The organism is Chryseobacterium sp. ZHDP1 (genome assembly GCF_018603435.1).
GTDB classification, from domain to species: Bacteria; Bacteroidota; Bacteroidia; order Flavobacteriales; family Weeksellaceae; genus Chryseobacterium; species Chryseobacterium indicum.
In genome coordinates this window covers 4,316,165-4,335,499 of sequence record NZ_CP075682.1, presented here as the reverse complement: position 1 = coordinate 4,335,499, position 19,335 = coordinate 4,316,165, and the positions used below count along the sequence as shown (strand labels likewise).

Here is a 19,335-nt window from a genome sequence, read left to right as displayed (position 1 = left end):
TCAAACATTGTACAAACGACTATTCCAAATGATAGTTGTTTGTACAATATTTGATGAACAAGGTATCTTACTTGATGATTTTAGATAAACAAAGTAATTTGACGAAGTTGTTTAAATATGATTTCTTCTATTACTCTAATCTAAACCTAATACCAACATAAATTTCCCGTCCCCGTGTCGGACCCCAAACAGAAGATGTGTCAAAGTATGGACTGAATGGGTCTTGCCAACTGATAATTGGTTGTAATTGTCGGAAGTCAAAAATATTCTCACAACCTGCATACATTTCAAACTTTTTAAAGTTGTAAGTAAACTGTGCATTTACAATTGTATATGGCTCTGAAAAGTCAGGTCGTTGAAATTCTATTGGGTTTGATTTTGTGTCGGGCAAACGCTGTCTGCCATACCAATGCACATTCATATCAAAGTGAAATTTGTTTGTCAATGGCTTGTAGCTAAAAGTCGTAATTACCTTGTGCTTTGGATTGAATGGCAAAAGTTGTTTTGTTTCTCCGATTTCCCGATAAACGTCTAAATAGTTATATCCTGTTTTAAACTCAAACCGCCTGTAAATTTTTAAATACAATTCTGCCTGAAAACCGTTGCTTACACTTGTCCCTGTAAAATTCTGAATAATAGCCTTTGTCGGGTCGCTGTCATAATCGGGGAAAATCTGATTTTGAAAATCGGTTCTGTAATAATCGGCACTGAAATAACCTGATAAATTATTGTCTTCCGTATCAAACTTTTGTGTAAGGTTAAACCCAAAGTTTACTGCTTTTTCGGGTTGTAATTGCTCGGCAAAAATGATGTCCCTTGAACTTACAAGCAATCCGATATTTTCGCTGAATAAATTTACTGTTCTCCAACCTGTTCCAATATTTGCACGAACAATAGTTTTTGGCGTTATGTCATATTTCAGCAATGTTCTTGGTGTAAACTGAAAACCAAATTGGTTATGGTGGTCGCCCCGAACTCCTGCAATCCAAGTGAGTTTGTCGTTAAAAAACCGCATTGTGTTTTCGGCAAAAAGTCCTGGGATGTTTTCTAATCGCTGATAATTGCCTGCATAAGTTCTTTGCAAAAATGTATCTGTAAATGCAATGTCTTCATTCAGGTTCAAATGACGATAACTAATACCTGTTTTCAAATCGTGTTTGGCATAGTTTAATTCATATTGAATGTTGCCGTAAAAATTGGTTTGCTGTGCGTTGTATTTTACGGTTCCGAAAAATGAATTTTGCTGTTGATGAAAAGCCGAAGCAAACAACACAACATTGTGTTTATCATTAAAACGATACCCTGTTTTAGTCCACATTTCAGGCTGATTGATATTTACCGATTGCCCATAAACATTGGTGCTTCCTTTGTCGCTTTCTGCATTGAAAGAAGTTTGTCCCCCAATTCGTTGTTCATTGAAAAAACGTAAACCAATTCTGCTGTTCCAACCCCAATCTTTTTCATTACCATACTTCCACTTATTAAAAATCATATATCTGGTAAGCAATGGTAAGTCTAAAAAATTATCGTTGTCCCTGTCAATTTTGTTGGCAGGTTGCACCGTATGAAACGCAGTTAAGTTGCTCCATTTACCTTGCTTAAAAGCATAGTTGGCGTTAAAATGCTTTTCCATAAAATTGTTCATATACAGATTGAGCAATAATTTATCTGTTTTGTCAGGTTCTTTTGTTTCTACATTGATTTGTCCGCTAATGCTTTCATACCCTTGAATAACGCTGTTTGCTCCTTTGGAAACATAAATATTATCAACCAATGTCCCCGGAATACTGCTTATACCATAGGTGTATGCTAAACCTTGTATCATCGGGAAACCGTCAATTAAAATTTGATTGTAAACTCCCGATAAGCCTAAAATGCGAAGTTCTTTTGAGTTTGTTATTACATTGGTTGTTTGCGGTTGTACGGTTGTTTGTGTTTCAAAGCAACCTGCCAAATCACAACAAGCAGCTTTTGCAAGTTCCGTTTGTGTAATCTGTTCGGTTTTAATCGGCTTAATGTCCGAAATAATTACTCCGTCACGTTGTCTTGAAATTATAATTTCATCAAGAGTATGGTTTTCCTCTAACGTAAACTCAACAAATGTTTGGTTACTGATTTCAATTGTATCGGACGAATGTCCTACATAACTTGCAATCAGTTTCTTATCGGAAATGTCTTTGATTGATATTTCAAATTGTCCTTTGTTACCTGTTAATGTGCTTGTGGTTGTGCCAAGCCAATAGACATTAGCACCTACTAACGGCTCTTTTTTGTTGTTGGTTACTTTTCCTAAAATGGTTTGTGCCGAAATACTAAAAGGAAACAGTAAACCAACAATGAAGATGTATTTTTTCATTGTCTGATTTTTTAATAAAGGGCAAAGCAAGTTTGCTTTGCCCTGCCTTGTTTACTGTTTTACTTTATATGGTCTTTCGTCAGGATTTTCGCAACTTCCTGTGCTTTCAACGGCTGTAAAAATTTCTTTTTCATTTACCAACGCAGGATTGTATTTTACTTCAAAGGTTGTGGTTGTTCCTTGTTTTCCTGATTTGCAACTGCTCACGCCATTTAGCTTTTCAACATTGGCTGAAATCATTTTTAAATCCATAGAACAGGATATGCCCTTAACTTTGACCGAAGTGGTTTTGATGCTATCAGTTGTACACTGACTTTTATCAGAGCCTTTACAACAAGATGTTTGTGCAAATGCAACGTGTGTTGTGGCAGTTAATAATAATGCCACAACGAATAATTTTATGAAATTCATTGTTCTGATTTTAAATTGTTTAACGATAAAAATTTATGCTCCGATTTCTCGGTGCAAAACTCAAAAGGGTTGTTAAACAATTTTAGGCGGTTGCCAAAAGTCAGAAGCGAATTGAGAAGAAAATACTGATTTATAGAAGAAATATCGTTTTGTTGATATTTTGTGCTTGGGTAGAATTTTATAAAAAGGAATAGAAGCGACTTGTAAAAGACAAGAATTACATACTTGAAAAGGATTACAGTTTTTCTCACTATTATCTTTCTTCTGATTGTGGTCGTTTGATTGAATTGGGGCACATTGCCCACCACAACAGCTTTGTTCGGTGTCTGTCTGCAATGAAATAGCTACTATTCCCGGCTTAATCACAAGGAATAAAATATATGTTGTTAATATGTATGCTAAAAATTTCATTACTCTGCGAAGATACACTTAATTCTTGATTTTTTTTTCAATTGTATTACAAAATTCGACAATACAACTTTTGACGAAAATCTTCTTCTGGAAATTTATTAAAATTTCCCATCTTGTTCTGCTTCTTTTTTTAAGTATTATTTACTTAGAAATTATTTCTTCTTTAACAGCAATCTTGGATAAACATAATATTAATACCAAAACTTCTACCAGCGGTGCGATTACCCCTCTTGCACCAAATGCTGTAAATCGGGGTCGCTTTTGATACGCTCCAATTCCGTTTCTATAATCTGTACAATGTCTTGTTTTATCTGACGGTAATTGCTGTCAATATCCTGCTTCATTTTATCTTCTCCGTGTTCATCAACAAAGGATAGGATTTCCGGTATCTTCTGATATACTTTAGTTTCTGCGGCAACCTTTTCATTGTCCACAACAATTTCAGCGTGGAAAATCTTTTGCTCGATGCGTTCATCAAAGTTGTCCGAAACTGAACCTACAAACATACCCTGCGTAAGCGTTGAAATTTTCGATGCAGGAATAAGGCTGTCTAACTGTGTGGATATAGAGGTAGATTTATCATTCCTGTTAATCGTCATACTTTGGCGTTTCTGTAATACTTTCCCGAAGCGTTCCGAAAGACTTTTTGCCGTTTCTCCTACAACCTGCCCACTGAAAATATTACCTACTGTATTTTGGATAACTTTGCTCTCTTTGTCGCCGTAATCCCTTGTTAATTGCGAAAAATCCTGAAATCCTAAACATACTGCCACTTTATTACTTCTGGCAGTTGCAATAAGGTTATCCAGTCCTCTAAAATAAATGGTTGGCAGCTCATCTATGATTACGGAACTCTTTAATTGCCCTTTTTTGTTGATGAGCTTCACAATTCTTGAATTGTATAAGCCCAAAGCTGCGGAGTAGATATTTTGACGGTCGGGATTGTTACCCACGCATAAAATTTTAGGCTCTTTCGGATTGTTGATGTCAAGTGTGAAATCATCCCCAGTCATTACCCAATAGAGTTGCGGGCTAATCATTCTTGATAACGGGATTTTTGCCGATGCAATCTGCCCCTGTAATTGGTCTTGCGCTCCGGATTGCCACGCATCCATAAAAGGTGACAAATAATTTTCCAAATCGGAATATGAGGTTAAAATAGTAAACACGTCTGAATACTTTTTGTTAAGCAATTCAATAGCGTGTGGAAAGGTACAATATTTACCATCCTCATAGATTTTCAGATACCAAATAATGGCAGCTAATAGGATAATTGGGCTTTCCACGAAAAAATCCCCTTGCTTCTGTATCCAGCTTCGATTGAGGTTCAGCATTATGGTATAAGCCGCTTCATAAGCATCAGATATATCCGTCATAAAATCGGGATTAAGTGGATTGCAACGGTGGCTCTTGCGTGGGTCGTCAAAGTTGATGACGTAAAATTTGGGTTGGACTTTGTACTTATCCCGATGCTTCAGTAAGTGATTGTAGGCAATGGTAGAAAGGTCATCAAATTTAAAATCATATATATACATACTAAAGCCTTTCTCAATTTGTTGCTTGATGTAGTTGTTTACGATTGCATAGCTCTTGCCGGAACCCGGTGTGCCTAACACAATCGAGGCTCGAAAAGGATTGACGATATTTATCCAGCCGTTGTTCCATTTTCCTTTGTAATAAAACTTTGTGGGAAGATTGACAGAATATTCGTTTTCCATCAACTTTGTTTCCTGTTGAAAACTCTCGTTCTCATTATTGAAAACATCATCCATCAAATTGGTACGTAGCAATCGGCTCATCCAAACTCCGGCTACCATAAAAGCGATATAGCCTAAACCTGTGGTAAGGATATAAAGGATTGTAGCGGTTAATAACGGTAGCTTTAGTAAAGGGAAATTCAGAAAAAACAGGATAGTACCAATCGCTAAAGCCACATAGATTTTAGACCAAGTTATCTTTTCATTTTTTACTCCTTTAGAACCCAAACAGCTTAATGCCAACAATACCAAAGCAAATAGCTTGGTATATATGGTATGCGAAAACAGCCCTGCCGTTCGCTGAAAATTGCCCAATACTTTGTTGATGATTTCTAAAGTCCAGCCACGTTCTATAAAGAAACCGTAGCAGAACCAATAAAGGTGCATCAGTACCAAAAGGATACTCACTGCCCTCATAAAAGCCATTATTTTGGCTAAACCTGTTAAATCGTCTTCTCCCTGCATTATTTTAATTTTTAATGTTCGGGCGTGAATTTAAAGGCTCTACATAGTGGCTATAAGAATGTGGCAGTCAATGGCGGTGCGTGGCTGTGTTTGGCTGAATACTATTGCTGACCTCTTTTGCGTTTACGTTTCTTCTTCATTTTGTTGGCAAAATCCTGTTCCTCGTAATCTTCGCCCTGTGCTTCGGGCAGTAAACCTCCCAATGCTTCAATCAAACCGTCTTCGTGTTTTTCAGTAGTATTCAGGAAGTCGAACAAATGATGTGGTTCTTCCGCAGGAAGATCTGCATCATTTGATGTGGATATTTTTGGTGGATGTACGGCAGGTTCTTTAATCTCCGATTTGATATTATTGTTCCAATAATCATTAAAGGTATTGGCAGAAAGTTCCTTTGCTAAGCGTGAACCGTTCCAAACCGTTTTAGAATTGTGGTCTATAAAAGTTATCCCGTAAATACGTCCTGTGTCATTTCTACGCACTACTACATTTATACCCTGTTCGGCTAACTGCTTTTTAAAAGCCTGCTCATTACTTGTTGATTTCAGGGCAATAGTAACGGCAGCTTTAATGGTTGGTTTTGTCGGGTGGTCTTTTAAAACCTCTTTGCATTTTGCAAAATGCAATTCCAAAGTCGGTAGCCCTGCGTTTTTTCCGAAAAGCGAAGCCTTGAATGGATGTCCGGCTCTTTCTCCTTTGTCATTTAACGGAATGTATAATAAACCCTGCCGTAGCTGCCCCTGCAATTCGCCCTCCACTTTTTCGGTAGTAACATTGAATAGGGAAAGCAAAGCGTTATATTCTCCCAAAGTTTGGTATTGATAATAATTCGGCAGGTGTCGGACTACTGAAGCTATCTGACTTTTCACATCGCCTGCCCGATAATCTATCGGACGGAAAACCTTGTCGTTCTGCTTGTGTTCCTTATCAGTTGCAGGTATCAACCCGTGTTTACTTTCGAGTTCACGGCACACATTCATAGACCGCATTTTCTCGAACTTGTCCGAAATCTTTTTGCCCTCTTCGTCCACGCAAACTGAAACGATATGGATATGGCTACGGTCAATATCGGTATGTTTGAATACCACAAATGGCTGTTCGCCGTAACCCATTTCCCTCATATACTGCTCTGCCATTTCCCTGTACCTGTCATCGTTTACCTTATCATTCGGGTCGGGATTGAGCGAAATATGCAACGTATGTTTTTCGGTATTGCGGTTGGCTATCAGATAAGGTGCAAAGGATTGGGTTAATTGTGCAACTGAATAATGCCCGTTAGCGGTTTCAATCATCTTGTTGGCAAACAAAATTTTTCCGTTTTCATTCTCCACTTTGAGCTGATTGTATGCTAATGCTCCGTATAAATTTCCGCTTCTGCCGATTTTCGCTATCATTTCTAAGACTGTTTTTTTAGATGTTTTGCTTCAAATTCTTCGGTTATCTGAATGATTTTTTGGCATAGCATCGCCATTTCAGCCGTCTGTTTTTCTAATTTATAAAGGAATGCTGCGGCTTTTTTCTCGGAAAAATTCTTGTATAAAAGCTTTACAATTTGGTTGTAATTGACACCCACAGAACGAAACTGACTGTGAAACGAGGTCAATCGCATATAAAAATCAACCGTTCCCTTGTCAATTTTAACCGATTTCATTTCCTTACTGAACAGCAGGGAAATGATAAACTTTGCTTTATTGGGCATTCCCGATGCTTCAAAAAGCGATAAAAGTTTGGCATTTTCTTCGTCTGTAAGACGGAAAACGTGGCGGTGGATGCTTGGGTCGGTTTTCAGTGTCCGCCCGCCCTTATTCTGTTTTTTGTTACTGTTCTCATTCATCACTAATCCATTTTTAATCCACACAAAACCTCGACTTCGGAGAGCGTTTTCTGCCCCCTGCTAAGGGCAAGTTGTTTTGAGGCACTAACTCGGTTTCGAGTGCCTCAAAACACAACTTGCCGTGTTCTGTCGAACACAAAAATCCGCCCTGCGGGACGGATTAAATGTAACAGGGAAAAACGGCTCGATGCCGTTCCCGTTGCCCTCCGATTTGTCAAAAGAATTTTGCATAAATCCATTAATAAAAATCATTGTACAAAGTAAAGCCCTGTTTACGAAAGCATTGTACTGTATAGCAGTGCCAAACACTGCCTTTGAACGCCAAACACTGCCACACCGCAATCAGCGGGCAAATCAATCGCTTTATTTGCCGTATAATTTTAGTGCAGGTAGTAAAAAATGTATCTAAACAAAGAAGAAAATCAGGTTTGCAAACAAGCGGTTTGGAATAAAAGCATAGGGTTTTAAAAGCATAAAACAATAAAAGTGTAAAAGCATAAAAGCGGTAAAGCAATTTACCTGTTGCAAGTTTTGCCACTTGCTAAAGAATGTGCCTTACAAGGCAAAAATGAAAGCAGATACCTGTGCAGGAAAGTACCCAAAAGGGAATGCAGGAATATAGGAATGAGGTAATAATCAGATAAACCAATATTCAATCCTGCAAACAAATAAAGTGTGTAACAATAAATTTTTAAATAATGGAAACAACAAAGAAAACTTTAAAAATCAGCTTCTCCACCCAAAAAGGCGGTGTGGGAAAATCTACAATGACCACTTTACTGGCAAGTGTGCTTCACTACCGTTTAGGTTTTAATGTGCTGGTGATGGACTGCGACTTTCCGCAACACAGCCTGACCAATATGCGTGAACGGGATAAGAGAACCATAATGCAGAACGACTACCATAAAAAAGCGGCAATGAAGCAGTTTCAAGCAATCAACAAAAAAGCGTACCCGATTATTAAATGTAAAGCTGAAACGGCTCTGGAGAAAGCATCGGAATACAGAAGCCAGTCGGCGGTTGTGCCAGATGTGATCTTCTTCGACCTGCCGGGAACAGCCAATACTAAAGGCGTTTTGACCACTTTAAAAAAAATGGACTTCATCTTTTCGCCCATTACTGCCGACCGTTTGGTAGTGGAAAGTACATTGGGCTTTACCAAAGCCTTTCTCGGACTTCCCCAAACGGACGAGGGCAATCCCGAACAAGAGATGTGGCTGTTTTGGAACCAGGTGGACGGCAGGGAAAAAACAGGTTTGTATGATGCGTATCAAAGTGTCATCAAGGAACTCAACCTGCCCATAATGGAAACAAGGATAATGGATAGCAAGCGTTTCCGAAAGGAAACAGACGATACAGGTAGTTATGTATTCCGGTCAAGTTTGCTGCCTGCCGAACCACAGTTAATGAAAGCAACTAAAATGGATTTGTTTGTCGAGGAATTTTTAAAAATCACTCATCTATAAAAATAGTAAAGTATGGCTTCAGATAACAAAAACAACGATTTTGAAAAGCCCAATGTTGATGAGGAATACCTTATGAACGTCATAAGCGGCGATGAGCCTGTTGCTCCACCGAGCAATAACAAAAAGCAGGATGTACCAAAGGAAACAAAGCCCAGGGAAAAAGCCCGTAACAGTTCATCAAAGAAAGCGGACTACGAGGAAACATTTTTGGTCAATCGGTTTCCATCGGGGCGTAACGGTAAGGTAGTTTACATACGTCCTGAATACCACGAGAGATTGCTCCGCATTGTGCAATTAACGAGGGAAGAAAAAACAACACTCTACTCGTACATCGATAATATTCTTGAACATCACTTCAGAGAATTTGGGGATGATATTACCGATTATTTCAATGAACGTTTTAAACCCATTTTATAATGAAGAAAAATAATAAAAAAAGGAATGTTGTTACAGACAATGGTATTCCCGAAGTAATGAGAGATCAAGCGCAAAACAGCTATGAACAGGCATTTCTGCAAATGGATATTGAGCAGAAAAGAGGCAGTAAAAGCATATACCTAAGTCCTGAATATCACGAACGACTAACACGAATAGTTCAAATCATTGGCAACGATAAGATACCCTTGTTTGCCTATCTCAATAAAATCCTCGAACATCATTTTAACGTGTATGAGGATGCCATTACAAAGGAGTTCAAAGAAAAATACAAAGGACTGTTTTAAAAATTAGAGGTTATGGAAATAATTATTGTGATATGCCTGCTGATAGTCATCGCCCTGCTTTTACAGGACAAGATTGTCATTAAAAAAAGGTCGGAACAAAAACCAAAACAGGAAAAAATCAATCCGAACCTGCCCGATATTATGGGCCAACCAAAACCCGTAGAACGCCTTTCAGTGCCAAACACTGCCACTGAACGCCAAATTCAGGAACCGGAGATAAACCCTGCTAATTTAGACATTGAATACGACGAAAATGAAAACGTAGGTATTCAAATTCCGCAGGAAGAGCTGGACGAAGTTTTCAGAAAGATACCTGATTTGGAAGAAGAGGAAGAAGAATGGAACAGGTACGGAATATCCGGTGGTGATGACGGTTTTGCCCAAGGGGTTACCTTTGAAGAACTAAGCTCCGTGGGGGTGTTGCTCCAAAAAGAAGAATTGGAACCAGCCCAAAAGGAAACAGCGATAGCCATAGTTCAGAAAATACAAGGAACTGAATTATTCAGCCTACTGGAAAATTCCATAGAGGGTGCTTCTCAAAAAATAGCTGAGCTATTGGATAGTTCGCTCTCATCTGAAACGGAAACCAGTTCTTCCATTTTGCGGAAAAATGATTTAGAGGATTTTGATATTGGGGAGTTTGTATAGGCTTCCCTTTGTTTTTTAAAATAACGAAGTATGGAAAGAGAATTGCCTAGTATAAATATCGAGGGAACAGATTTCTTGGTCGATATAAATAAGGTCGAATTAAGGGAAAAAGAGAATCCAGTCAATACCATTTCAATTTACGAAATGAGAGATGTAGTAGATGGCTACGCTTTTAACTATAGTTTACAGGAGAAGAACATTCCGAACCTTATAAGTAACGGAGAAGAAACTTTGATAAAGATATCCGAACTAGTTGTGCTTGATCCAGCAGGAATGGCAGAAAAGTATAAGCTAAGTCTCGAAGAACTGAAAAACAAAACAGACTTCGACTTAATGGTCGATCAAACGGCATTCAATGATAGAATCCAAAAGGGAATGCTTCCTACAATCGACATTCAAGGTCATACATTTTATGTTGATATACGCATGGATATGCTTCGCCCCAAAGATGATTTCTTGTCAAAAGGAATTGTCTTTGATGAAATAGATCATTATTTCTCCGAGGAAGCGAATGCTTACATCATTCCCTACAACCCTAAAACACGCGAATTTCAAGAGTTAGATTATGATAGTATTCTGGTATTTCCAAAAGACCTTATCGCCGTTCAATTTCCTTTTCAAAGAGATCTTGATCCAATTGGTTGGAACCGAAACGGAGGTTGGAATATCAAAGAAGATTTAAAGCGTATAGGTCTAAAATCTCATTTTGAAGCAAAGACAATTCCCTGGAAGGAAACATTCCTACCACAAATAATAACAGAAAATCTGATGGTGCTGAAAGAAAAAACGATCAAGAAAAAACTCCAAAACAAGTCTGTTTCCTTTTCAAAAAAAGAGCAAGGAAGCAAAGGGCGAAAAATGTAACCTCTTTAAAAGAGGATTAGTAAGAAGCACGTCGAACATCATTTTGTTCGATGTGCTTCTTACTAATAGCTACCAATTAAAATGGCACTCACTGCCAAGTAATTCCTCTCACTATCAATTTTGGAAAACGGTGGAAATTAGGGGCTAAAAGCACAAACCTATTCATCAACTCGCACAACAACTCAACTTTGAGACGTCCTTTCCAAATGTTATGGCTGCTAATTTTATGCCTTCTCCTAATGTCAAATAAGGATAGAAACTCTCAGCCAATTCCCTTACTGTAATACCGTATTTGATAGCCATACTTAATAGTTGAATAAGTTCCCCGCCTTCGGGTGCGACTACTCTTGCACCTATAAGTTTGTCAGTTTCCGAGTTACGAATGAGTTTGATGAAACCCCTTGTGTCGTTGGCTGCTATGGCTCTCGGTACGTCTTTCAATTCCAATTTTGACACTTCAAACGGAATGCCTTTTGATTCTGCCTGTGCTTCATCTAAACCTGCCCCTGCAATTTGTGGGTCAGTAAACACCACCCAAGGTAAAGAAGAATAATCGGCTTTATTATCTGTTCCTGAGAACGCATTTTCAACGGCAATTTTACCTTCAAAAGCGGCTGTATAAACAAATGCAGGGGTGTTGGTTACGTCACCTGCTGCGTAAATGTTAGGTAGATTGGTTTCCATTTTTTCATTTACAGCGATATGTCCGCTTTTGGTGAGTTCCAAACCAATGTTATCTAACCCTAATTGGCTTGTATTGGCTTTTGTGCCTGTGGCAATTACTACCTTACCTTTTTCTATAATTTGCGTAAATGAACCGTCAGGACATTTACAGTGAATGATGGTTTCATTCGCTTGTTTCTCGAATTTCACGGCTCTGAAATTAGGTAAGATTTCAATGCCTTCTTTTCGCATTTGGGTTTCCAATGCTTCACTGATGTCTGGGGTTTGTGTCCGTAGAACACGGTCGGTAAATTCAATGATTCGGACTTTAACGCCTAAACGATTGTACGCCATTGCAATTTCCAAACCTATGTAACCTGCTCCCATAATGGTCAAGCTTTCGGGTTTTTCTTCCAAGTCGAAAAGGGAAACGTTGGTCAAGTAGTCAATTTTGTCCAATCCTTCAATAGTCGGAATGTTGGTCGTAGCTCCCACAGCAATTAAAAATTTGAAGGCTTTGTATTCCTTGCCATCAACCAAAATGGTTTTGTTGTCTTTGAATTTTGCCCAACCTTTTAGCATAGTCAGGTTTTCAAAATCGCTTACCACATCCATATATTTTTTCTCTTGAAGTGTGGCTACTAATTTTTTCTTGTCTTTGATGATTTGAGCGAAATCAATATCAACTCCTTTTGGCTTGATGCCTTCAAAGTTGGAATGTGTAGCGTGATAAGCCGACTCGCCTGCACGAATAAGATTTTTAGAAGGCACACAACCCACGTTGACACAAGTACCGCCAAAGTCCAAACCACCGTTTACCATTAAGGTCGATAAACCTAAACTTTCGGCTTTGATAGCTGCCGAAAATGCAGCCGAACCACCACCGATAATTATTAAATCAAATTGATTATTCCTACTATTTCCATTTTCAGAAATTTCACTTTTTACACGATAGTTTTTTGTGCCGTTAATGGTATTGATGATTTCTTCTTTACTTGTTTTGGTAGGGTCAAAAGAACATTCACAAGTAGCTTTTGGATAGCTCACATTTGCTTCTTTTACACCTTCGTTTTTGGAAAGTAGTTTTTCAATGCCTGTGGCACAATGGTCGCAGGTCATACCTGTGATGTCTAGTTTTATTATTTCTTTGTTCATAATGATTTCTCTTTTTGATTTTCCTTAATGATTTCGGCTTTATAGCCTGTCTGCTCAATAACCTTGATGATAGCGTCAGGATTTGTTTTCTTTGGGTCGTATTGGATGGTTGCCAAATCGCCCGGATATTCCACTTTGTGTTCAATAATGCCGTCCACTTCTTTGAGGGCATTTGAAATATGGTTGGAACAACCTGCACAAGTCATTCCCGTGATTTTCAGTTGCAGGGTCTTACCTTCTTGCTGTGTTGTATTTGCTGTTTGTGCTTTATTGTCAGTCGGTTTGCAACATTGTGCATTGAGCTGAGCAATTCCAATTAGGAACAAAGCACTCAATAGAATTAAATTCTTTTTCATTGTGTAATTATTTAATTAAGTTCTTAAATACAAAAGGCAAAAAAATACTATTTCTTGCCAACCACTTTGTAACCTGTACCGTTGATGGCTTCTTCAATTTGAGCGATACTCACTTTGGTTTGGTCAAATTCTACTTTGGCAATCGCTTCTTCATAAATCGCATCTACCTTAACAATGCCTGGCAATTTGTTCACATCATTTTCTACGTGTGAAGCACAACCATTGCAAGTCATTCCTTTTACATCAAAAGTTACCGTTTGGATGTCAGAAGCATTGACGATTACAACTTCCTTGTTGTCGTTTGAAGGATAGAAAATGTGTGCATAGTTTGGAAAAGCGAGCATCAAGGCTGCAAACACGGTTACAATTCCCAAGAATGTTTTGGTCTGCATAAAGGGTTTTTTTTCGTCTTCTTCGCAATCACATTGGATTTCTTCGGCTGTTCGTGGTTTGAGTTTCTGATACCAAGCAAAGCCCAATACCAAAACGGTGATACCGATTAGATAAGGTCTTGCTGGTTCCATCCATGAAAAGGTAGATGCCACTCCTGAAGCTCCTGAAATAAGAGCCAATACAGGTGTAATGCAGCAAAGTGATGCTGCTACTGCCGAAAGCACACCCGCTCCGACAAGTCTGTTGTTTTTCTTGTTCATACTGTTTCCTTTTTTGAATTGTTTATGATGTGTTTAAAAAATGGACGAAGTAAAGTAAGTTGCTCCTGTTTCAAAGAGTAGAAAATGGTTTGTCCTTCTCTTCTACCTTCAATGACGTTTCCGTCTTTTAGTTTTCTGAGGTGTTGCGAAACGGCAGGGATGCTCATTCCGAGAATGTCTGAAAGGTCGCAAGGACAAAGTTCGTTTTCTTCTTCTAAGAGAAATAAGATTTTTAACCTTACTTCGTTTCCTGCCAATGCTAAAAGTCCACTCAGTTGACTGAATGCCTTGTCGTTGGTTTGAAGTATTTCTCTACAATTGTCTATTTGAACCTTGTCGGCAAACACACGGATACACGATTGATTGTTTTCCATAATTTCCTTGTTTAGGATTTAATAACGCAGCAAAAATACAAATAGTTTTCTTATTTAAGCAAATACTTAAATGATAATTTTAATAAATCTTTTTTTTAAGCGGTGGGTCTCTTGGGACTTTGTTAAGGGGATAAATAAATACCCAGTGTCTTTTTAGGATAATGGAAAACTTATAAAATCATAAGGGAGAAATTTTATCAGCTATTCTGTATCGAAATGTTTGGCATTTTTTCATGCTCCATTATCAACTATAACGCCACTCACTGCCAAATCATTCCTTTGACTGTCACTTTATTATAACGCCTTGATTTCTGAAACACCTTTGTTCAGAAAGCCCGCGAGAAGTGGGAATACAATAACAAATTAATGTGTTTAATCATGAAAAAACAAAGAAAAAAAGTTTTGCTGGCAGCTACATTGATGCTCTCAGGAATCGGTGCATTCGCCCAGGGAAATGGTACAGCAGGTATCACAGAAGCTACCCAAATGGTCACCTCTTATTTCGATCCCGCCACACAGCTTATCTATGCTATTGGTGCCGTAGTAGGACTCATCGGAGGTGTTAAAGTGTACAACAAGTTCAGTAGCGGAGATCCCGATACCAGTAAAACGGCGGCATCGTGGTTCGGTGCCTGTATCTTCCTTATTGTAGCTGCTACCATTCTTCGTTCATTTTTCCTTTAATCCTTTGCCCTATGAGTAATTACAACATCAACAAAGGCATTGGAAGAACAGTAGAATTTAAGGGACTGAAAGCGCAGTACCTATTCATCTTCGCCGGCGGATTACTTGGGACATTGATCCTGGTCATGATACTTTACATGGCTGGGGTTAATTCTTACATCTGTCTGTCTTTAGGAATTGGTGGTGCTTCGCTAATTGTATGGCAGACCTTTTCACTCAATCAAAAGTATGGTGAACACGGATTGATGAAAATCGGCGCAATAAAAAGGCATCCCCATTACATCATCTGTCGCAAGCCCGTAAGGCGCTATTTAAAATTCACACCTAAAAAGAGTGCTGTATGAGAAATGTATCTAAGACCACTACATTGGAAAGCAAATTCCCTCTGCTGGCAGTAGAAAACAACTGCATTCTTTCCAAAGATGCAGACATAACTGCTTGCTTTGCCGTTCGTTTGCCGGAACTGTTTACGGTAGCTTCTGCGGAATATGAAGCCATTCACGCAGCGTGGCATAAGGCTATCAAAACTTTACCGGATTTTACAATCGTTCACAAACAGGATTGGTACATCAAGGAAAACTACGCTCCCGATTTGGCAAAGGAAGACCAGAGCTTTTTGGCTAAATCCTACCAGCGCCATTTTAATGAGCGACCGTTCCTGAACCATTATTGCTACCTGTTCCTGACCAAAACTACCAAGGAAAGAATGCGTATGCAAAGCAACTTCAGTTCGCTTTGCAAAGGTTCGCTGATACCCAAGGAAATCAGGAACAAGGAAACGATACACCGCTTTATGGAGGCAGTCGCCCAGTTTGAGCGTATCGTAAACGATAGCGGTTTCATAAGCCTGCAACGCCTGACCGAAGACGACATCATAGGGACGGACGAAAAACAAGGATTGCTGGAACAATACCTTACCCTTTCGAGGGAAGCCGAAACTCCGATGCAGGACATCGGTTTGGGGTCTGAAGAAGTACGTATCGGAAACAAAAGATTATCATTGCATACTTTGTCCGATACGGACGATCTGCCGGGAACGGTATCGGCAGATACACGTTTTGAAAAGTTATCGACCGACCGAAGCGACTGTCGTTTATCGTTTGCCGCACCCGTAGGATTGCTGTTAAGCTGTAATCATATCTACAACCAATACTTGTTTTTAGACAACAGCGATGCTAATCTTCAAAAGTTTGAGAAGTCTGCAAGGAATATGCACTCGCTGGCTCGGTACAGCCGTGCCAACCAGATCAACAAGGAGTGGATAGAAAGGTATCTGAACGAAGCCCATTCTTTCGGTCTTTCATCTATACGGGCACACTTCAACATCATAGCCTGGTCAGAAGATCCAGCGGAACTGAAACAGTTGAAGAACGATTGTGGTGGTGCATTGGCATTGATGGAATGTAAACCCCGCCACAACACTACGGATGTAGCTACTTTGTACTGGGCAGGAATGCCGGGCAATGCAGGCGATTTTCCGAGTGAGGAAAGTTTTTACACGTTCATTGAACCTGCCTTATGCTTCTTTACCGAAGAAACGAATTATCATAATTCACCTTCGCCATTCGGGATTAAGATGGCTGTCAGGCTTACTGGAAAGCCTATCCACTTGGATATATCGGATTTACCAATGAAGCGTGGTATCATCACAAATCGGAACAAATTTATACTTGGTCCGTCAGGAAGTGGTAAATCTTTTTTTACAAATCACATGGTTCGGCAGTACTATGAGCAAGGTGCTCACGTATTGCTCGTGGATACAGGTAATTCCTATCAGGGATTATGCGAACTGATTAAAGGAAAAACCAAAGGCGAAGATGGGGTTTATTTCACGTACACAGAAGACAATCCCATTGCCTTTAATCCTTTCTATACCGATGATGGCGTTTTCGACATCGAGAAACGTGAAAGTGTCAAGACTTTGATATTGACCCTTTGGAAACGTGATGATGAGCCGCCAACACGTTCTGAAGAGGTCGCCCTTTCCAATGCCGTGAGTGGATACATTGAGCGTATCAAAACGGAAGGGATTTTCCCATCATTCAACGGTTTTTATGAATATGTCCAAGGTGATTACCGCAAGGTACTCGAAGAAAAACAGGTTCGTGAAAAAGACTTTGACATTGCTAATTTTCTCAATGTGTTAGAACCTTACTACAAAGGTGGAGAGTATGATTATCTGTTGAACTCGGACAAGCAATTAGACTTGCTTTCCAAACGCTTTATTGTGTTTGAAATTGATGCCATCAAGGATCACAAAATTCTTTTTCCCATCGTCACGATTATCATTATGGAGGTCTTTATCAACAAGATGAGGAGGCTGAAAGGTATCCGAAAGCTTATCCTGATTGAAGAAGCGTGGAAAGCGATTGCGAAGGAAGGTATGGCAGAATATATAAAGTATTTGTTTAAAACAGTTAGGAAGTTTTTCGGTGAAGCCATCGTGGTAACGCAGGAGGTGGATGATATCATCCAGTCGCCCATTGTTAAGGAAAGTATCATTAACAACAGTGATTGTAAAATCCTTTTAGACCAACGCAAGTATATGAACAAGTTTGATGATATACAGGCAATGCTCGGGCTTACCGATAAAGAAAAAGGACAGGTACTCTCCATCAATATGAACAACGATCCGTCACGGCTTTATAAAGAAGTGTGGATTGGATTAGGTGGTACGCACTCGGCAGTCTATGCCACCGAAGTTAGTCTTGAAGAGTATTTGGCATATACCACGGAAGAAACCGAAAAAATGGAAGTGATGCAGCTCGCATCGGAACTCGACGGCAACGTCGAACTCGCCATCAAGCATATCGCTATGCAAAGGCGTGAACAAGTAAATCAATAATTATTAATCATTTAAAAATTTAGAAACAATGAAAAAAGTAATGTTACTGGTGTGTACGGCAATTATGCTTGCCGTTACACCCTCCGCAAAAGCACAGTTTGTAGTAACCGATCCTGCAAATCTTGCATCCGGTATTCTCAACTCCGCCAATGAGATTGTACAAACATCCTCCACAGTAAGTAATGTGGTTAAGAATTTTAAGGAGGTTGAAAAAGTCTATAAGCAAGGCAAAGAGTATTACGACAAACTGAAAGCCATCAACAACTTAGTAAAGGACGCCCGTAAAGTGCAACAAACGGTTTTGCTGGTAGGTGATGTATCCGAAATGTATGTACAGAATTTCGGCAAGATGATGAACGATCCCAATTTCACAGCTCAGGAGTTGACTGCAATTGGCAATGGTTATTCGGCATTACTGGGCGAAAGTACCGAGCTACTGAAGGAACTAAAGCAGATCATAACCTCATCAAGCCTATCGCTGAACGATAAAGAGCGTATGGACATTATCGACCGTGTGTACAAAGAAGTCAAGGAATACCACAGCCTTGTACGCTATTACACCAACAAGAACATTTCCGTAAGCTATTTGAGAGCGAAAAAGAAAGATGATGCCAAAAGAGTACTTGATCTCTACGGAACTTCCAACCAAAAATACTGGTAAGCTATGGAATGGAATAATCTTCACGAAGTCCTGCGGTCGCTCTACGATGATATGATGCCGCTTGCAGGCGATATGGCAGCAGTGGCAAAAGGTCTTGCGGGATTGGGTGCATTATTCTATGTGGCGTTAAAGGTTTGGCAGGCTCTGAGCCGTGCCGAACCTATAGATATGTTCCCATTGCTACGACCGTTTGCTTTAGGACTATGTATTATGTTCTTCCCGACAATTGTATTGGGAACCATCAATGCGGTACTAAGTCCAGTGGTAACGGGAACCCACGCCATACTCGAAAACCAGGTACTCGACCTGAACCAATTGCAACAGCAGAAAGACCAATTGGAATATGAAGCAATGGTCAGAAATCCAGAAACAGCTTTTATGGTATCGGACGAAGAGTTTGATAAAAAACTGGATGAATTGGGCTGGTCGCCTTCCGACATTGGAACAATGGCAGGAATGTATATGGACAGAACCGCTTATCAGCTAGAGAAAGCCCTTAAAGATTGGTTTCGCAATCTGTTGGAAATACTCTTTCAGGCAGCCGCATTAGTCATAGATACCATCCGAACGTTTTTTCTGATCGTCCTTTCCATACTCGGACCAATCGCCTTTGCGATTTCCGTATGGGATGGCTTTCAGAGTACGCTCACACAGTGGCTCACTAGGTACGTCAGTGTGTATCTCTGGCTACCGGTTTCAGATCTGTTCAGTTCCATGCTTGCAAGGATACAATCACTCATATTGGAGCGGGATATTGAGATGCTCGCCGATCCGAGTTATATCCCCGACACCAGTAATACCGTGTACATCATATTTATGATCATCGGCATTATCGGATACTTTACGATACCTACCGTAACAGGTTGGATTATCCAGGCCGGAGGTGCAGGAAACTTTACACGAAATGTAAATCAGACAGCAATGAAAGCCGGAAATGTAGCAAGTGCCGGAGCAGGTTCTGCCACAGGTAATATAGGTGGTCAGCTAATGAAATAATGTAAAATAATTAATCA

19 protein-coding genes are annotated in these 19,335 nt (G+C 39.5%); 10 read left to right on the top strand and 9 right to left on the bottom strand.

Annotation, left to right across the window (positions count from 1 at the left end; genetic code table 11):
• Positions 1-130 precede the first annotated feature (130 nt).
• The 5 genes from KKI44_RS20060 to mobA form a co-directional block, all read right to left on the bottom strand.
• Positions 131-2,356, bottom strand: a complete 2,226-nt coding sequence (locus KKI44_RS20060; RefSeq protein WP_072938719.1) for a TonB-dependent receptor domain-containing protein — start codon at positions 2,354-2,356, stop codon at positions 131-133.
• Positions 2,357-2,407: 51 nt separating this feature from the next.
• A complete protein-coding gene (locus KKI44_RS20055) occupies positions 2,408-2,767 on the bottom strand; it encodes a hypothetical protein (RefSeq protein WP_072938723.1) in 360 nt (119 codons plus the stop codon).
• A 632-nt stretch (positions 2,768-3,399) separates the two neighbouring features.
• Positions 3,400-5,400, bottom strand: a complete 2,001-nt coding sequence (gene mobC, locus KKI44_RS20050; RefSeq protein WP_072938729.1) for a conjugal transfer protein MobC — start codon at positions 5,398-5,400, stop codon at positions 3,400-3,402.
• A 101-nt stretch (positions 5,401-5,501) separates the two neighbouring features.
• Positions 5,502-6,791, bottom strand: coding sequence for a conjugal transfer protein MobB (mobB, locus tag KKI44_RS20045; protein WP_072938732.1), 1,290 nt, complete (start codon positions 6,789-6,791; stop codon positions 5,502-5,504).
• Between the two features lie 2 nt (positions 6,792-6,793).
• Entirely contained in the window at positions 6,794-7,231 is a 438-nt protein-coding gene (mobA, locus tag KKI44_RS20040) for a conjugal transfer protein MobA (protein ID WP_072938735.1), read from the bottom strand.
• Between the two features lie 698 nt (positions 7,232-7,929).
• Between mobA and KKI44_RS20035 the strand changes: the two genes are divergently transcribed.
• Genes KKI44_RS20035 through KKI44_RS20015 form a run of 5 tightly spaced genes read left to right on the top strand, consistent with a single transcriptional unit; the run spans position 7,930 to position 10,931 of the window.
• Positions 7,930-8,697: a ParA family protein gene (locus KKI44_RS20035; protein ID WP_019974889.1), complete on the top strand. Its 768-nt coding sequence runs from the start codon at positions 7,930-7,932 to the stop codon at positions 8,695-8,697.
• A 12-nt stretch (positions 8,698-8,709) separates the two neighbouring features.
• A complete protein-coding gene (locus tag KKI44_RS20030; protein ID WP_059344618.1) occupies positions 8,710-9,114 on the top strand; it encodes a DUF3408 domain-containing protein in 405 nt (134 codons plus the stop codon).
• Positions 9,114-9,419: a DUF3408 domain-containing protein gene (locus tag KKI44_RS20025; protein ID WP_059344617.1), complete on the top strand. Its 306-nt coding sequence runs from the start codon at positions 9,114-9,116 to the stop codon at positions 9,417-9,419. Before KKI44_RS20030 ends, KKI44_RS20025 begins: the two co-directional genes overlap by 1 nt.
• 12 nt (positions 9,420-9,431) lie before the next feature.
• Complete coding sequence (locus KKI44_RS20020) at positions 9,432-10,067, top strand: hypothetical protein (RefSeq protein WP_059344616.1); 636 nt, start codon at positions 9,432-9,434, stop codon at positions 10,065-10,067.
• A gap of 30 nt (positions 10,068-10,097) precedes the next feature.
• Positions 10,098-10,931, top strand: a complete 834-nt coding sequence (locus tag KKI44_RS20015; RefSeq protein ID WP_034871413.1) for a hypothetical protein — start codon at positions 10,098-10,100, stop codon at positions 10,929-10,931.
• Positions 10,932-11,096: 165 nt separating this feature from the next.
• Here the strand turns inward: KKI44_RS20015 and merA are convergent, their stop codons facing one another.
• From merA to KKI44_RS19995, 4 genes are read right to left on the bottom strand one after another with little or no spacing between them, the layout of a single operon-like run.
• Positions 11,097-12,749, bottom strand: coding sequence for a mercury(II) reductase (gene merA / locus KKI44_RS20010; protein WP_214588863.1), 1,653 nt, complete (start codon positions 12,747-12,749; stop codon positions 11,097-11,099).
• A complete protein-coding gene (locus tag KKI44_RS20005; RefSeq protein WP_027375686.1) occupies positions 12,746-13,105 on the bottom strand; it encodes a heavy-metal-associated domain-containing protein in 360 nt (119 codons plus the stop codon). Before KKI44_RS20005 ends, merA begins: the two co-directional genes overlap by 4 nt.
• A 47-nt stretch (positions 13,106-13,152) precedes the next feature.
• Positions 13,153-13,758: a mercuric transport protein MerTP gene (gene merTP / locus KKI44_RS20000; protein WP_027375685.1), complete on the bottom strand. Its 606-nt coding sequence runs from the start codon at positions 13,756-13,758 to the stop codon at positions 13,153-13,155.
• Positions 13,755-14,132, bottom strand: a complete 378-nt coding sequence (locus KKI44_RS19995) for an ArsR/SmtB family transcription factor (protein WP_027375684.1) — start codon at positions 14,130-14,132, stop codon at positions 13,755-13,757. The genes merTP and KKI44_RS19995 overlap by 4 nt, the downstream gene beginning before the upstream one ends.
• 378 nt (positions 14,133-14,510) lie before the next feature.
• On the opposite strand from KKI44_RS19995, the gene KKI44_RS19990 reads away from it, so the two are divergent.
• The 5 genes from KKI44_RS19990 to traJ are packed head-to-tail and all read left to right on the top strand — an operon-like array spanning position 14,511 to position 19,318.
• A complete protein-coding gene (locus KKI44_RS19990; protein ID WP_034871415.1) occupies positions 14,511-14,816 on the top strand; it encodes a DUF4134 domain-containing protein in 306 nt (101 codons plus the stop codon).
• Positions 14,817-14,827: 11 nt separating this feature from the next.
• Positions 14,828-15,160 (top strand): DUF4133 domain-containing protein, encoded by a 333-nt coding sequence (locus tag KKI44_RS19985; protein ID WP_034871416.1) that lies wholly within the window; start codon positions 14,828-14,830, stop codon positions 15,158-15,160.
• A complete protein-coding gene (locus KKI44_RS19980; RefSeq protein WP_214588862.1) occupies positions 15,157-17,661 on the top strand; it encodes a TraG family conjugative transposon ATPase in 2,505 nt (834 codons plus the stop codon). The genes KKI44_RS19985 and KKI44_RS19980 overlap by 4 nt, the downstream gene beginning before the upstream one ends.
• A gap of 28 nt (positions 17,662-17,689) precedes the next feature.
• Positions 17,690-18,322 carry a DUF4141 domain-containing protein gene (locus tag KKI44_RS19975; protein ID WP_019977024.1) on the top strand — a complete coding sequence of 211 codons (633 nt, stop codon included), beginning with the start codon at positions 17,690-17,692 and terminating at the stop codon, positions 18,320-18,322.
• 3 nt (positions 18,323-18,325) lie between these two features.
• The gene (traJ, locus tag KKI44_RS19970) at positions 18,326-19,318 is read left to right on the top strand and encodes a conjugative transposon protein TraJ (protein ID WP_160811734.1); all 993 of its coding nucleotides are present in this window, start codon (positions 18,326-18,328) and stop codon (positions 19,316-19,318) included.
• Positions 19,319-19,335: the final 17 nt, after the last annotated feature.